Genomic DNA, 15,398 nt, shown 5'->3' with positions numbered 1-15,398 from the left:
AGGATGATTGGCTGTTTGTGCATTCATGGCTTTACGGGTGCACCTTATGAAGTGGAGCCGCTTGTCGGCTATTTACAGGAACGGACTGATTGGGTTTTTAGCGTTCCTACGCTGCCTGGACACGGGGAACTTAGCTCTTTAAAGGGAATCCATTACCAAGAGTGGATTGATCACGCTGGGGGTGAACTCGGCAAGCTTAGTGAAATTTGTGATGAAGTGTATGTGATTGGTTTTTCCATGGGCGGCCTTATTGCCAGTTATCTAGCCGCTAATTATCCTGTCAAAAAGCTGATTCTTCTTAGCGCCGCGGCATATTATATTAATCCAAAACAGCTCGCTGCTGATATAAAAATGGCGTTTTTAGATTCCCTGCACGGAAACTTGCGTGATAATGAATTATTTCTGCACTATAAAAGAAAAATAACAGAAACCCCCTTTGCGGCCACCTTGCAATTCCGCAGACTAGTTACTTTTATTAAGCCGTTGTTAAATCAGGTGAAAGTGCCGACGTTAATTGCACAAGGTGAGTGCGACGGGATTGTGCCGCCCAAAAGTGCTGAATACTTATATCGTACCATAGGTGCAAAGGAGAAAAAGCTATTGTTTATTAAGCAATCCAAACATCTTATTTGCCACTGTGAGGAGAACACTGCCCTATTTTCTCAAGTGTTAGACTTTTTGATGGAGCGGTAAATACCGGTTTAGGATAAGATTAAACTTGTATTTATTGCAAGCTGCCAGCAATTGTGGTACAATAACCATCAACGTGTCTAAAGAACGATTGAAAAGGGCATACTCCTGCGGAGAGTGTCTTTTTTTTGGTAAAATAAAGAAGTACCTATTACCGCATTTTGATGCGTAACTTGAAATATATTCAGCACTTTTGCAAAAATATTTTCAAATAGATGAAGGAGAATGAAAACATTGACAAAGTTTGAAGAACTGGGCCTAAGTCAGGCCACTTTAAATGCTGTCCTCAAGATGGGTTTTGAGGAAGCAACACCAATCCAGGCAGAAACGATTCCATTGGGCTTGAAAAATATTGATTTGATCGGGCAAGCTCAAACAGGAACGGGTAAAACAGCTGCATTTGGGATTCCATTGGTTGAAAAAGTAGATGTAAAACAGGATGCCATTCAAGGGATTATCATTGCCCCAACACGTGAATTAGCGATTCAAGTATCGGAAGAGCTTTATAAAATCGGATCCGGAAAAAGAGTTCGTGTCCTTCCGATTTACGGCGGACAGGATATCAGCCGTCAAATCCGTTCGTTGAAAAAAGCCCCACATATCATCGTTGGAACTCCTGGTCGGGTTCTTGACCATATTAATAGAAAAACGATGCGCCTTGATACTGTAACTACTGTTATCCTTGATGAAGCAGATGAAATGTTAAATATGGGCTTCATTGAAGACATTGAATCGATTCTTGCTGCGACACCGTCCGAACGCCAGACGTTGTTATTCTCAGCAACCATGCCGGGGCCGATTCAAAGAATGGCAGAAAAGTTCATGAAGGATCCGCAAATTGTTCGTGTGAAAACGAAAGAATTGACCATGCCTTCGATTGAACAATATTACCTTGAAGTGCAAGAAAGAAATAAATTTGATGTGCTAACAAGGCTGCTTGATATTCAATCACCGGAGCTTGCGATTGTTTTTGGCCGGACAAAGCGCCGTGTTGATGAATTATCAGAAGCATTAACGTTAAGAGGATATACGGCAGAAGGGATTCATGGCGATTTAAGCCAGGCCAAACGCTTATCTGTACTTCGTAAGTTTAAAGAAGGTACAATCGATGTTCTTGTAGCAACAGACGTCGCTGCAAGGGGTCTCGATATTTCTGGGGTTACCCATGTATACAACTTTGATATTCCACAGGATCCAGAGAGTTATGTTCACCGTATCGGCCGTACGGGCCGTGCTGGTAAAAAAGGTATAGCCTTAACATTCATTACACCACGTGAAAAGTCTTATCTTGCCGTCGTGGAAAGAACAACGAAACGCAAGATGGAAAAAATGAAGGCTCCAACGCTTGATGAAGCACTAGAAGGTCAACAAAAGGCAGTTGTTGAAAAAATCGTCCAAACGATTGAATCAAACAACCTGCACTATTATAAGGCAGCAGCTCAAGAATTGCTGGAAGAAAATGATGCTTCAACAGTTATCGCAGCTGTGTTGAAAATGTTAACAAAAGAACCGGATACGACACCGATTAAGTTGACAGAAGAACAGCTTCCGCAAAAGAGAGAGAGAAAACCGCAGGACCGTGACCGTCGCAGAAGAGATGACTCTAGAGGGTCATACAGCGGAGATCGCAACAGAAAAAAAGCACCGTACAAGCCAAGAAGCGGTGAAAAAAGAACCGGCGGCAAATCATCGAAACCTAGAACTTTTAATCATTAATAAAGAAAAGCATGGACAATTTGTCCATGCTTTTTTACATGTCCTTATACTTTTTGGCGGACCTTTTCTTGATAAATCGTTTTAAGGTATCCATTAGTAAATAAAGAATGGGGACACCTTCGATAAAATAGGAATAGGTTGCCCATGATTTTGTATAAAAGCTGGTAAGTGATGCTGAACCACCTGACATTTGCAGTGATAATGCGACCATAACTGCTGCCAGTGAAAAAGTCAGGGGGCGGTGATCTTTCAAACGGAAAAATTGAGCGAGTATTTGAACAGAAAGAAAGAATAAGAGAGAAATTTTTAAATAAACGGTGGTCGACCAAATCGAAATTAAAAAAGGATCTAAGTTTTCAATGAAATCAGCGATACGAATATAGCGAACCATTTCTAACATCGGGTAGGTAATGTGGCTCGCTAAATTTGGTCCAAAGAGTAATAGTAAAAAGACGAAGTTGACAATGATTAATAGTAATCCCAGCACAATAGCCCAAGATACAGATTTAAGGGTTTTATTTTTTTGTGTTAAATAAGGAAAGATAAACACCAATACAATGACCTCGCCAAAAAAGGGAATGGTCATATAAGTTCCTGCAAATATTCCATGTCCGCTATGATTCGTAATAAAGGCCATCCAGCGGTCCCATTTCAATTCCTTTCCAATGAAAATAGTATTGGATATATCGGCAATGAGGGTGAGGAAAAATAAGCCTTGCGCTGTACGAAACAAAGTTTGAATTCCTAATCTCGCGGTTATCGCCACCACTATCCCAAGCATGCCGCCGACAGCCCAGTTAGGTGTTTCTCCAAGATAGGTTTGCACGATAAAATCTTCATATTCTCTTAGAACAAACGCGCTTGTATGAAGAAAGGAAAGGGAATAGAATCCCATAAAAAGAATATGAATCCATTGAGGGAATATTTCCTTTCCGTAATGAAAGAAAAATTCATTAGGTCTTCGATTCGCAAGCTTGATCGTAAAATAGGCATAAATCCCCGCTGCCAATCCGCTAATACAAAGCACTAGTATCGTATCATATTGGGATATGTGGATTAAGTGGCTCGCAGAAAATCCAACCAAGGTGGAATAAAAATAAAGAATTAAAAAAAGTAACAGTTGATTCTGTGAAATCTGTGCAGTTTTCAAGTTAATCCACCTTACCTAAAATTTTCTGTTGGATGGGGGTAAATAGGAATTGAATCAAAGTATTGGGACTTGGCATGTTTTTGAAAACAACTGTCGCAATACAGTAAGAAAAAGACACCCCCATAATGCAAAAGACAATCCAGAACGTTCTCCTTTTGCGATTTTTCCTCTTTAGGTATGCCCACTCGTAACCAAATGTAAATAGAAAGAAGAGAATAATAATCATGATCATGAATTAATTTCCTTTATCCAAATTGGATTATTTTCAGCACCAGGCCGTTTAATGTGTAAATCTACATGAATATTTAACTTCACCTTTTCATGATAAACAGTTGGCCAATCTTCTTTAATGGCTTTCCATATTTTAGGCTTATACCAGGATAAGTATGCGCCGAATTGGAAAACATCTGCTTTCATTTCTTTAGAGGCCTTAATGGCCTCGTTGATTCTGTCCTTAATTTCCTTTTCAGCAATTTTCTCGAGCTGATAAATGTTTTTCGCATTTGTCAAATCGATGTTGGAATAAGACTCGGAAATATCATCTTCTGCGGTGACATAAACGTCAAATGTGAACGGCTCTTTTTGGGATGGGCGAATCTTCGTCTTTGACCTTAAGATTAATAAACTAATGAGCTTTTTATCTGTTGGCGATGTAATGGAAACTGAGGAGTTTTTTATCGAATTTCGCAGCCATAAAGCCCCGCGCCCTTCCTTCAGGCCAATCTTACCGACCATTTTATAACCATGAAACAAAGCCATTCCGTCTGTACCTACAAACATGGCCTCCTTTCCTTGTTCGCTTACAATTTTTTCCTTCTCCTTAGTTAAGTAGCCAACAATCATATCGCCATTTTCTGTTTCGAGAAAGTCCTTTGGGGTCGTATATAAAGTGACCTTTTCTTGGGTGAATTCCCGGATAATCTCACTTGGGAAGCGTTCGAATGCCGGAACAAGATATTCAATATCTTTTGCTTTTCCCGGTGCAACCAATACGGCGTTATTAATGTTTAATTTCGGATCACGCGCAATAAATTCTAAAATATGACCTATTCCTTCCTTTGCCATTTCTTCACTAACGACAATGATTCTAGTATGCCCCCAACTAATTCTTCGCGGTAAATCTATTTGCATTTTTTGATAGGCTTCTGTAATTGTTCTTCCCGTTTTAGAGACTTGTGAATATGGATTTCCAGGTGCTGCAGAACCGCCCGCCGTGCCTGGAACAAGTCGATTTGGGAGCGGAAACGCTAGCGTTAATTCCATTTGACCATTAGCGGCTTTGTCCACATACATAGCCGTAACAAAAGCACAGTCATTGATCTCGACTCTGGACCAGCAGCCTGTTAATAATAAGGTGCTCATTATCATTGCCCACTTTAGCGCTTTCATTTAATCCTCATCATCCTCAGGTATTGATTTTTTGATTGTTAATCGATTGGAGTTAGAGCTTGCGACAAACGAAGGCCGGCGTTTCATTAACCACCATGGTGCACGAATAAATACATCCTTTAAATCCTTCGGACGTAATGGCGCCGTTGCAGATAGATAGGGTATACCAAAAGAATGCAGGTTTACGACGTGAATATAGATAAGAATGCAGCCAATCATCAAACCAAATATACCGAATGATCCAGCTAATATCATGATAGGGAAGCGTAGTAATCGGATTGTAAACGCAAAATCATATCCTGGAATAATGAATGATGCAATTCCTGTAAGCGAAACGATAATCACCATTGGAGCGGACACAATTCCTGCCTGTACGGCTGCCTGGCCAATCACCAACGCCCCAAGGACCCCAATGGCCTGCCCGATTGCTTTTGGTGTTCGGATTCCTGCTTCCCTCAGCCCTTCAAATGCCATCTCCATAATAAATGCTTCCACTAAACCAGGAAAGGGGACGTTGTCTCTTGATGCCGCCACACTAATTAATAAGGTGGTTGGAATCATTTCTGGGTGAAAGGTGGTAATCGCAATATAAAATGAAGGGAAAAGCAATGAAACGAGTAAATAGATATAACGAAGCAACCGAATAAAGCTAGAAAGGAAAAATCGTTGATAGTAATCCTCAGCAGATTGGAGGAACATATACATTGTCACCGGGACCATCAGGGGTATCGGGGTCCCGTCCATAAAGATAACGGCTCTTCCTTCTAATAAGGCGGCAGCGGCAACATCTGGGCGCTCCGTCTTTTGGGTTTGAGGAAAGGGTGATAATGGGAATTGCTCGATACACTCCTCTATATAGCTGCTCTCCAATACGCCATCAATCTCAATCTGGTTAATCCGTTGTTTGATATCAGTGATTAACTCTTCTTTACAAAGCCCTTTGATATAGCCGATTATTACTTTAGTCTTTGTGTACCTTCCAATGACTAACTGTTCCATTTTTAAGTCAGGAGATTTAATTTTTCGGCGAATCATCGTGATATTTGTATGGATATCCTCCACAAACGCTTCTCTTGGCCCTCTGATTACATTTTCATTGACCGTTTCACTTACCGCTCTTTTTTCAAAGCTTGTAAGCGGAATCACAAGCATGCGGCTGTCACCTTCGAAAAAAATGATGATTTTTCCATCAAGGACTGAATCGGCTGCTTCCTGAATATCGGTAACAATGCTAGTGCACATCGTACTTATCGATTGCAGATCTAGAATCTTATGTAATAAATCCTTTCGAGATGAAGCGAAATTCGGTGATACAATATACTTTAATACTTGGTCGTCAAATAATTGTTGGTCGACCATACACTGTAAAAATACGATTCCACAGCGGGTTTGATTGGCTGTTAATTCGTGATAGGTGATATCATCACTGTTCTGAAAGGTGGCATTAAACCACTTCATGCGAATGTCATAATCCTCGCCCAAAAACAGCTGCTCATGGGCGCTGTTTTGGACGGCTTTGCGTTTATTTTTCGAGAAAATTGGCATTAAATTCACCCCGCCGCGAACTTTTTGTTAGAATGCCCATTTTCTTTTTAAAATACTTTTTGGGGGTAAATATTATTCGATGTATACTAAAAATAATTGGAGTTAGGGGGGGATGCATGTATATTGAACCAAAAAAAGAAACCTCCCCCTAAGGAAGTCTTCATGAGGATAAATGTAAGGGCGAATAGGAGTTTACCTGTCCTCATGGAGGTTCATGAGGACAAAATTGGGGCAGAAAAGGATCTGTTATTTTTGCGCTAAAAATCCGATGATGGCGATGATTATGATCACGGCCCAAATCAGCATTTTCACGGGAGATTGCGCGGCAGCACCTTTCCTTCTGCTGCTGACCCAGTTTGTCGTGCCTTTAAGTGAGTCAGCAAAGTCCTTTTTGTTGAAATAAGGAATCGCCCCAAGTAAAAAGCCGCCAAGTAAGCCAAATAGATGGGCGGTAATATTTATTTTTGGCTGTAAAAAGGTCATAATCAAACTGATGACACAAAGAGTAAGGATAATTTGTGAGTTTTGCTTCGATAGCCAATGTTTGCGAAACATGATAATCGCAATATAATAGCCAAATAGTCCAAATATCGCACCGCTAGAACCGACGTGGATATAGGTTAACGGTTCGAGTAACAGTGTAGCAACATTGGCGATCAAGCCGGATAGAAGATAAACGAATATAAACCTGCCGCGGCCAAGAATGCGTTCAAGTGCCGGACCGAATAAAACAAGCGAGAAACTATTAAACAGCACGTGGGCAAAGCCGCTATGCATAAAGGTCGGGGTAATCAGCCGCCAATATTCCCCTTCCATAATATAAAGGTTTACCCCTGAAAGGTTTTCGAAGAACCAATAGTTTGGGAAGAAGGGTAAAGCTGTTAGCAAGTATAAGACTAAATGAATGGCGATTATAATAGAAACAACTGGATAAAAGCGAATGAATTCGCGAAAACTTTCGGTTCTGGTAAACATAATAAACCTCCTCTCACTAACCATAATAGCCTTAATTTCCGTCTTGTACACTATTATGCTGTTAGGATAATAAATAGAAGGAAGATGAACGATGATAAAAGGTATTGGAATTGATATTATTGAACTTTCGAGGATTCAGGAAATCATTAGCACACAAATGAAATTTGTTGACCGCATCTTAACACCAAAGGAAAAAGTTAAGTTTGAAGGGTTGTCCTCCCGCAGACAGGTAGAGTTTTTAGCAGGAAGATTTTCTGCAAAGGAGGCCTTTTCCAAGGCAGCTGGCACCGGGATTGGGAAGGAACTTTCCTTTTTAGATATTGAAATCGAAACGAACAGTTTCGGAAAGCCTTTTTTTGCAAAGCCTGAGGTTCAAGCCCATTTGTCCATCTCGCACAGCAGAGACTATGCGGTCGCCCAGGTTGTTATTGAGGAGTAAAATAAATATAAAAAGCGTAGAAACCTTTTTCGCATATTCCCCTAGGTTGTCTCATATATTCATAGGGAAATAGGAGAGACAAGGTCAGCTATGGTCCTTCCCTGCCTTTCTCTTCTTTTAATCATAAGAAATGAGACAAGAAGGGGTTGAAGGAATGAGGAAAAAGATTTTGCTGCTCATTACAGGGCTGATGGTCGTATTTATACTAGCTGCCTGTGGCTCTAAATCACAAGGTGATGTGGTGAAAGAGCTAAAGAGTAAACAGGAGGACTTAACAAGCTACAAGGTGAATGCAAAAATGACGTTGAAAATGGGTACTGATTCACAGAGTTATAACGTAGAAATTTGGCATAAAGATCCTACCTTCTATCGCGTCAATTTGAAAAATGCTGAAAAAGATCAGAGTCAAATGATTTTACGAAATAATCAAGGCGTATTTGTCCTAACTCCGGCACTGAATAAAAGTTTCCGTTTCCAAAGCGATTGGCCGCAAAACAGCAGTCAAGCTTACCTGTATGAATCATTGATAAAAGATATTGTTATGGATAAAGATGCTAAATTCTCGACCACAAAAGATTATTATATATTTGAAACAAAAACCCGTTATCAAAATAATAGTATGCTGCCATTCCAAGAGATTAAGCTAAATAAAAATGATTTATCACCTGCTGTCGTAAAAGTAATGGACCCCGACCGGAATGCTCTTGTGACGGTTGAATTTTCTAAGGTTAAGTTTAAAGCGAGCTTTAAAAAGGACGATTTCGATATGAAGAAGAACATGACGCGTGCGCAGGTTGGGCTGCCTGCAATGGCGGATGCTAAAGATAATGCGTTTACTGTTAAATATCCAACTTTTGAGCTTAAAGGTACAAAATTAATTGGTGAAAAGGAAGTAAAGATTGAAGATGGGAAGCGGGTTATCCTCACCTATGATGGTAAAAAGTCGTTTACACTTATCCAGGAAAAAGTAACAGCGAAAACGGTATTAGCCACTCCAACCTATCTAGAAGGAGATATTGTTGACTTAGGAGTTACGATTGGAGCCGTTTCTGACCAATCTATTTCTTGGTCCGATGGCGGTGTGGATTACATGATTGCATCGAATAACCTAACCAAGGAAGAACTGATTGAGGTCGCAGAATCTGTTCAAGGCGATTCAGTAAAATAAAATATCTTATACAGCAGGCTCTTTTAAGGGCCTGTTTTTTTTGAATCTAGCTCCAGCGCCCTAGCGGCTAGTGTCCTTCACGCTCCGCCCTACGATAAGTCAACATCGAATCGCCTCCGGCTCTTCGTGTTTCCTTTATCTCAGTTGGAGCGCTCCAGGCCATACGCCGCTGACCAGGGCGCTTGCGCTTTTTGTTCTGCTAGAGGTTCTAATTTTTACCTGGTCCAACAAAAAGCAGTTTTTTTCATAATATGATAAAATGAAGAATGTTTTAATTTTAGTCAGTAGGAAGTGGAAGTATGGATGAGTTAGGATATTTCTATCGGGATACATGGGCAGAGGTCGATTTAGATTGTATCGCTGAAAATGTCATCTCCGTAAGAAAACACCTGCCTAGACAAGTAAATATTATCGCAGTGGTTAAAGCGAATGCTTATGGGCACGGGGATGCCCAAGTGGCAAAAACAGCACTAGAAGCAGGGGCAAATTATTTGGCAGTTGCTTTTATGGATGAGGCCATTGCACTAAGGAATAAAGGAATCAAAGCGCCCATTCTAGTCTTAGGTGCTACACGGCCTGAAGATGTGCATGTGGCAGCTAAATTTGCGATAACCCTTACTGTTTTTCAGAAGGAATGGCTGGAAGAGGCATTAAATCATATAAAAATGGATGAAAGAATTTCATTGCATATCAAAGTAGATACAGGGATGGGTCGACTTGGAGTTCGGACACCCGTGGAGTTAAGAGAAATTGAGCAAATCATTGTTAAGAATGAACGGTTCCATCTAGAAGGGATTTATACCCATTTTGCGACGGCTGATGAACTGGATATGACCTATTTTCAACAGCAATTGTCGGTATTTGAAAAGATGATAAGCATTTTAGCAGAGCGTCCTAAGCTTGTGCACTCGAGCAACAGTGCAGCAGCTATTCGCTTTCCTGGTGCCTATTTCAATGCGGTTCGAATTGGAATTGCGATGTATGGGTTGACGCCATCCATTGAAATGGAAAAAGAAATCCCCTTTTCATTAAAAGAAGCCTTTTCATTACGATCAAGGCTTGTTCATGTGAAAAAGCTGGAAAAGGGAGAAAAGGTCAGCTACGGTGCAACTTATGAAAGTGCGGGGGAAGAGTGGATTGGCACAATCCCGATTGGCTACGCAGACGGGTGGATCCGTAAGCTTAGCGGCCAAGATGTGCTAGTGGACGGCAAGCGTTCGCCGATTGTCGGCAGAATCTGCATGGATCAATGTATGATTCGTCTTCCGTATTATGTTCCTGTTGGCACGACGGTTACGTTAATTGGCGGTCAAAAGAATCAATTCCTGTCGGTTAACGAAATTGCTGCTAAATTAGAAACCATCAATTATGAAGTGCCGTGTATCATTGCTAATCGCATTCCGCGTCTTTATAAACGGGGCGGGCAAATTGTCGATTTAAAAAATGCGCTTCTCAACAATTAATGGTCGTAAATAAGAAATATCCAACATATTTATGATATTGCGGTAATTTGTGCATAAAAGCACCTTTTATTGGCTTATAATACAGTAGATTATATTTAGTCTATGCAGTAGGCATGATTAGTGTTATTATAAAATATGGTACAGCTATAACTCGTCGAATGGCGCATCTCTTAAGATTGCTTCATAAGGCGTTGTATTTATGCGTTTTAAAATGTAGTTCTTGTTAGATAAAAAATTGGTGTGTAGTGATGGTGGAGGTGTATGTTTGTGTCTGAATCCGGCGCAACTACGGAAATCTTAGTGAAGTTACCGCAACATCTTTTAACTGAATTAGATGGTTTTGCTAAGCAAGAGAATGTAAACCGCAGTGAGTTTATCTACCAAGCAACAAAAATGTATTTACGCGAACGAAAAAAGAGACAAATTCGCGAGTCAATGAGACGTGGCTACATGGAAATGGCAAAGATCAATCTTAGAATTGCATCAGAAGCATTCCAAGCAGAATATGAGGCAGAACACACAGTTGAACGTCTTGTAAGCGGAGGGTAAACCTTTGATTGTCAAGCGTGGTGACGTTTATTTCGCGGACCTATCCCCAGTTGTTGGTTCTGAACAAGGCGGCGTCCGACCTGTACTTGTCATCCAAAACGACATCGGGAATCGGTTTAGTCCCACAGTGATTGTTGCAGCGATTACAGCTCAAATTCAAAAAGCGAAGCTTCCTACTCATGTAGAAATTGATGCGAAGCGCTACGGATTTGAGCGAGATTCGGTCATTCTGTTAGAGCAAATTCGTACAATTGATAAGCAGCGGTTAACCGACAAAATCACCCATCTCGATGACGAAATGATGGAGAAAGTGGATGAAGCCTTGCAAGTAAGCCTGGGACTCATCGAATTTTAGTTAAACACACGCTCTTTTTTGGAAGAGCGTGTTTTCGTACATATCTTGACCTCATACTCTCATTCTGCCCAGCAAGCTAAAACAGCTTGCTTTTCTTTTTGCGTGGAAAAGGGGCAGAGCGCCCATAAATGAAATGGTCCAGTGGTTCTGTTACAATAAGGAAAAAAGGATGGAGGACTGTTTTGTGAATGATACAGTTGTAAAGGATGAACAGCTTTTAGGTAAGATAGCTGCGGAGCAAGCAATCTCTTATAAACAAGTGAAAAGTGTTATTTCGTTATTAAATGAAGGCAATACGGTTCCTTTTATAGCGCGTTACCGAAAAGAAATGACGGGTGCCCTTGATGAGGTGCAAATCCGAAACATACTGGAACGGTGGCAATACATACAAAATCTTGAACAAAGAAAAGAAGAAGTTCTTCGGATTATAGAGGAGCAAGGGAAACTGACAGAAGAACTTAGCCGAGCCGTTACGAAGGCGGAAAAGCTTCAAGAGGTGGAGGATTTATACCGACCATATAAACAAAAGAGACGGACAAAGGCTACCGTTGCTAAGGAAAAAGGACTCGAACCTTTTGCTGAATGGCTAATGACTTTTTCAAGGGAAAGCGTCACTGAAAAAGCAAAGGAATTTTTAACCGAAGAAGTTGTTGCTGTTGATGATGCAATTGCCGGTGCCAAGGACATCATCGCTGAATGGGTTTCTGATGATGCAGAGAGCCGCAAGTGGATTCGGAAAGAGACATTTAAATCTGGTGCTGTTATTTCTGTGGTAAAGGATGCGGAAAAGGACGAAAAAAATGTCTATGAAATGTACTATGAGTACGAAGAACCGGTTAACAAAATCGTTCCCCATCGAATTCTTGCCTTAAATCGCGGTGAAAAGGAAGATATTCTAAGAGTAGCGATTAAAATGAATGCAGATGTAATAATGACCTATCTATCAAGAAAGTGGATCAAGATTCAGCACTCTCCTTCAGCTCCAAGCGTGTTAGAGGCAATTGAAGACAGTTACAAACGATTAATCCAGCCATCGATTGAACGGGAAATTCGCAGTGAATTAACCGAAAAAGGTGAAGAGCAGGCCATCCATATCTTCTCTGAAAACCTAAGGAATTTACTTCTGCAGCCGCCGTTAAAAGGAAAGGTGGTCATCGGCGTCGACCCAGCCTACCGGACAGGCTGTAAATTGGCTGTCGTTGATGAAACGGGCAAGGTGTTGAAAATAGATGTCATCTATCCGCATCCACCGGTCTCGAAAACAAAAGAAGCGCGCGAAAAGTTTATTCAAATCTTGCGCGAGTATAAGGTAGAAATGGCCGCGATTGGCAACGGGACGGCATCAAGGGAAACTGAACAGTTTGTTGCCGATATTTTAAAAGAAATGCAGGAAGAAATTTTCTATTTGATTGTTAATGAAGCAGGGGCCAGCGTTTATTCTGCCTCTGACCTTGCCAGAGAAGAGTTTCCGAACTTCCAGGTCGAAGAGAGAAGTGCTGTTTCGATTGCGAGGCGCTTACAGGATCCATTAGCCGAACTGGTGAAAATAGATCCGAAATCAGTGGGTGTCGGTCAATATCAGCATGATGTCTCTCAAAAGCGACTTTCTGGCTCCTTGCATTTTGTCGTTGAAACAGCGGTTAACCGTGTCGGGGTAAATGTAAATACCGCCTCATCCTCGCTTTTACAATATGTTGCTGGGTTGAACAAAACGGCTGCCAACAATATTGTTAAAAAACGCGAAGAGGAAGGAAAATTCACGAGCAGGGTTCAACTAAAGAAAGTGCCGCGCCTTGGTGCGAAAACCTATGAACAGGCGATTGGCTTCTTGCGAGTATTAGATGGAAAGCAGCCGCTTGACCGGACAGGAATCCATCCAGAAAATTACGATGAAGTGAAGAAGCTATTAGCCAGCCTAGGTTTTACAACGGATGATTTGGGTTCGGAAGAGTTGAAAAAGGCACTAAGCGGCCTTGATTTGAAATCTGTTTCTGAAGAACTTGCGATCGGTGAATTAACCTTAAAGGATATTATTGATGCCTTAGTAAGACCGGAACGTGATCCGCGTGATGATTTACCTAGACCGCTTTTGAAAAAGGACGTCTTGAAGTTAGAAGATCTGAAAACGGGAATGGAGCTGCAAGGGACCGTTCGAAATGTCGTTGATTTCGGTGCGTTTGTTGATATTGGTGTGAAACAGGATGGACTTGTTCATATCTCTAAGCTCAGCAATCGATTTGTGAAACATCCACTGGATATTGTCTCCGTAGGAGATGTAGTAACAGTTTGGGTTGACTCGGTTGACATGAAAAAAGGGCGCGTCGCTTTAACCATGTTATCTCCTTCAAATTAATGTTAAAAACACTGCTTCTAGGAGCAGTGTTTTTTTCTGTAAAAAAACCAGCATTGGTTTAACAGCTTAATCTGGTAGCGGTCCTTCTCATAGAAAGCTCTTTTCATTTGGTTTTGCAACCAAGTTGGCATAGGGAAACCTCCCGAAAAGTTCATCGTAAATAAAGTATATATAATGATATGCTATAATAGGTTGTCACGTTCGCTCGGAAAGTGTGGGGAGTAAAATGGAACAGGCAGAACTTCAATTATTGGTCGAAAAAATATCGGTTGAGTCATTTGGTAAACGATTTAACCATCAAGCATCGTTCAATCCGAGATTAAGGTCAACAGGCGGGAGATATCTTCTTAGCTCACACAATATAGAAATTAATAAAAAATATTTAGATGAACTGGGTGAAAAGGAGTTAATCGGCATCATCAAACACGAGCTCTGCCATTACCATCTTCATCTTGAAGGGAAGGGCTATCAGCATAAGGATCAGGAATTTAAGGATTTATTAAAAAAAACAGGGGCACCTCGATTTTGCACACAGCTTTCTAGTCGCGAGGTAAAGCGTGCAGTAAAGAAAATCCTTTTATATCAATGTACAAAATGCCAGCTTTCATATAGAAGGAAAAGAAGTATTGATACTAACAGATATGTTTGTGGAAAATGCAAAGGCAAATTAAAGAAAATAAAAGAAGTAACCTTGGAATGACGTAAGAAATTGGCAAAAATCTTATTGAAAAATCATATTGACTTTAGCTTGTATCGTCATTATAATGTAAAGAGTCGATAGGGCATTTGCCTTATTGTTTTTAATTATTCCGCAGTAGCTCAGTGGTAGAGCTATCGGCTGTTAACCGATCGGTCGTAGGTTCGAGTCCTACCTGCGGAGCCATTATGGGGAAGTACTCAAGAGGCTGAAGAGGCGCCCCTGCTAAGGGTGTAGGTCGGGTAACCGGCGCGAGGGTTCAAATCCCTCCTTCTCCGCCATAATATTATCGGCCCCTTGGTCAAGCGGTTAAGACACCGCCCTTTCACGGCGGTAACACGGGTTCGAATCCCGTAGGGGTCATCAGGAGCGGGGAATGACATTGAATTCATTTCCTGTTTCTTAAACTTTATCAACATTGGGCTATAGCCAAGCGGTAAGGCATCGCACTTTGACTGCGACATGCGTTGGTTCAAATCCAGCTAGCCCAGCCATTACTTTTTTTATTCATAAGCTTTATTACGCGGGTGTGGCGGAATTGGCAGACGCACCAGACTTAGGATCTGGCGCCGCAAGGCGTGGGGGTTCGACTCCCTTCACCCGCACCAAACATTTCCTCTTGTGTTAATGTGGTTAATGTGTTATGATTGTCTTTGTCGCTAATTATCATGCGGTCGTGGCGGAATGGCAGACGCGCTAGGTTGAGGGCCTAGTGGGTGAATAACCCGTGGAGGTTCAAGTCCTCTCGGCCGCACCAAAAAAAGTGTTGACATCAGAAAATGAAGATGCTATACTTTAAAAGTTGCTTTAAGAGATGCGCCCGTAGCTCAATTGGATAGAGCGTCTGACTACGGATCAGAAGGTTGTGGATTCGACTTCTTCCGGGCGCGCCATATAAACGGGAAGTAG

General features: G+C 41.3%; 14 protein-coding genes and 7 tRNA genes. 16 read left to right on the top strand and 5 right to left on the bottom strand.

What is annotated here, in order from left to right:
* Positions 1 to 3 precede the first annotated feature (3 nt).
* Together ACFVSW_RS16945 and cshA are read left to right on the top strand one after the other, a co-directional pair.
* Positions 4 to 693: an alpha/beta hydrolase gene (locus ACFVSW_RS16945; protein WP_387317951.1), complete on the top strand. Its 690-nt coding sequence runs from the start codon at positions 4 to 6 to the stop codon at positions 691 to 693.
* Positions 694 to 924: 231 nt separating this feature from the next.
* Complete coding sequence (gene cshA, locus ACFVSW_RS16940) at positions 925 to 2,406, top strand: degradosome RNA helicase CshA (protein WP_387317829.1); 1,482 nt, start codon at positions 925 to 927, stop codon at positions 2,404 to 2,406.
* A 34-nt stretch (positions 2,407 to 2,440) separates the two neighbouring features.
* On the opposite strand, the gene ACFVSW_RS16935 is transcribed toward cshA, so the two are convergent.
* From ACFVSW_RS16935 to ACFVSW_RS16920, 4 genes are all read right to left on the bottom strand, one after another.
* The gene (locus ACFVSW_RS16935) at positions 2,441 to 3,556 is read right to left on the bottom strand and encodes a GerAB/ArcD/ProY family transporter (protein WP_387317828.1); all 1,116 of its coding nucleotides are present in this window, start codon (positions 3,554 to 3,556) and stop codon (positions 2,441 to 2,443) included.
* 228 nt (positions 3,557 to 3,784) lie between these two features.
* A complete protein-coding gene (locus ACFVSW_RS16930) occupies positions 3,785 to 4,945 on the bottom strand; it encodes a Ger(x)C family spore germination protein (protein WP_387317827.1) in 1,161 nt (386 codons plus the stop codon).
* A complete protein-coding gene (locus ACFVSW_RS16925) occupies positions 4,946 to 6,490 on the bottom strand; it encodes a spore germination protein (protein ID WP_387317826.1) in 1,545 nt (514 codons plus the stop codon).
* A 246-nt stretch (positions 6,491 to 6,736) separates the two neighbouring features.
* On the bottom strand, positions 6,737 to 7,465 hold the full coding sequence (locus tag ACFVSW_RS16920) for a rhomboid family intramembrane serine protease (protein WP_387317825.1): 729 nt from the start codon (positions 7,463 to 7,465) through the stop codon (positions 6,737 to 6,739).
* A 91-nt stretch (positions 7,466 to 7,556) separates the two neighbouring features.
* Here ACFVSW_RS16920 and acpS point away from each other — a divergent pair, with 91 nt between their 5' ends.
* The 6 genes from acpS (at position 7,557) to ACFVSW_RS16890 (ending at position 13,792) form a co-directional block, all read left to right on the top strand.
* Entirely contained in the window at positions 7,557 to 7,904 is a 348-nt protein-coding gene (acpS, locus tag ACFVSW_RS16915; RefSeq protein WP_387317824.1) for a holo-ACP synthase, read from the top strand.
* 154 nt (positions 7,905 to 8,058) lie between these two features.
* Positions 8,059 to 9,072 (top strand): LolA family protein, encoded by a 1,014-nt coding sequence (locus ACFVSW_RS16910; RefSeq protein WP_387317823.1) that lies wholly within the window; start codon positions 8,059 to 8,061, stop codon positions 9,070 to 9,072.
* A 299-nt stretch (positions 9,073 to 9,371) separates the two neighbouring features.
* Positions 9,372 to 10,535 carry an alanine racemase gene (gene alr / locus ACFVSW_RS16905; RefSeq protein ID WP_387317822.1) on the top strand — a complete coding sequence of 388 codons (1,164 nt, stop codon included), beginning with the start codon at positions 9,372 to 9,374 and terminating at the stop codon, positions 10,533 to 10,535.
* Between the two features lie 267 nt (positions 10,536 to 10,802).
* Positions 10,803 to 11,084, top strand: a complete 282-nt coding sequence (locus tag ACFVSW_RS16900; protein WP_024030950.1) for a CopG family ribbon-helix-helix protein — start codon at positions 10,803 to 10,805, stop codon at positions 11,082 to 11,084.
* Between the two features lie 4 nt (positions 11,085 to 11,088).
* Positions 11,089 to 11,439: a type II toxin-antitoxin system endoribonuclease NdoA gene (gene ndoA / locus ACFVSW_RS16895; RefSeq protein WP_007083556.1), complete on the top strand. Its 351-nt coding sequence runs from the start codon at positions 11,089 to 11,091 to the stop codon at positions 11,437 to 11,439.
* Between the two features lie 169 nt (positions 11,440 to 11,608).
* The gene (locus ACFVSW_RS16890) at positions 11,609 to 13,792 is read left to right on the top strand and encodes a Tex family protein (protein WP_387317821.1); all 2,184 of its coding nucleotides are present in this window, start codon (positions 11,609 to 11,611) and stop codon (positions 13,790 to 13,792) included.
* A gap of 17 nt (positions 13,793 to 13,809) precedes the next feature.
* On the opposite strand, the gene cmpA is transcribed toward ACFVSW_RS16890, so the two are convergent.
* Positions 13,810 to 13,923 carry a cortex morphogenetic protein CmpA gene (gene cmpA / locus ACFVSW_RS16885; protein WP_007083554.1) on the bottom strand — a complete coding sequence of 38 codons (114 nt, stop codon included), beginning with the start codon at positions 13,921 to 13,923 and terminating at the stop codon, positions 13,810 to 13,812.
* A gap of 95 nt (positions 13,924 to 14,018) precedes the next feature.
* Between cmpA and ACFVSW_RS16880 the strand changes: the two genes are divergently transcribed.
* From ACFVSW_RS16880 to ACFVSW_RS16845, 8 genes are all read left to right on the top strand, one after another.
* A complete protein-coding gene (locus ACFVSW_RS16880; RefSeq protein ID WP_387317820.1) occupies positions 14,019 to 14,492 on the top strand; it encodes a SprT family protein in 474 nt (157 codons plus the stop codon).
* Between the two features lie 108 nt (positions 14,493 to 14,600).
* Positions 14,601 to 14,675: transfer RNA gene (locus ACFVSW_RS16875), tRNA-Asn, on the top strand.
* A 4-nt stretch (positions 14,676 to 14,679) separates the two neighbouring features.
* Positions 14,680 to 14,770: transfer RNA gene (locus tag ACFVSW_RS16870), tRNA-Ser, on the top strand.
* 10 nt (positions 14,771 to 14,780) lie between these two features.
* A tRNA-Glu gene (locus tag ACFVSW_RS16865) sits at positions 14,781 to 14,852 on the top strand.
* A gap of 56 nt (positions 14,853 to 14,908) precedes the next feature.
* A tRNA-Gln gene (locus tag ACFVSW_RS16860) sits at positions 14,909 to 14,983 on the top strand.
* 29 nt (positions 14,984 to 15,012) lie between these two features.
* A tRNA-Leu gene (locus tag ACFVSW_RS16855) sits at positions 15,013 to 15,097 on the top strand.
* A 62-nt stretch (positions 15,098 to 15,159) separates the two neighbouring features.
* Positions 15,160 to 15,246: transfer RNA gene (locus tag ACFVSW_RS16850), tRNA-Leu, on the top strand.
* Positions 15,247 to 15,305: 59 nt separating this feature from the next.
* A tRNA-Arg gene (locus ACFVSW_RS16845) sits at positions 15,306 to 15,382 on the top strand.
* The last annotated feature ends 16 nt before the right edge of the window (positions 15,383 to 15,398 follow it).

This window comes from Neobacillus sp. NPDC058068 (assembly GCF_042885335.1).
Taxonomy (GTDB): domain Bacteria; phylum Bacillota; class Bacilli; order Bacillales; family Cytobacillaceae; genus Neobacillus.
The sequence above is the reverse complement of the archived record's forward strand: the minus strand, read 5'-3'. Positions and strand labels throughout refer to the sequence as shown.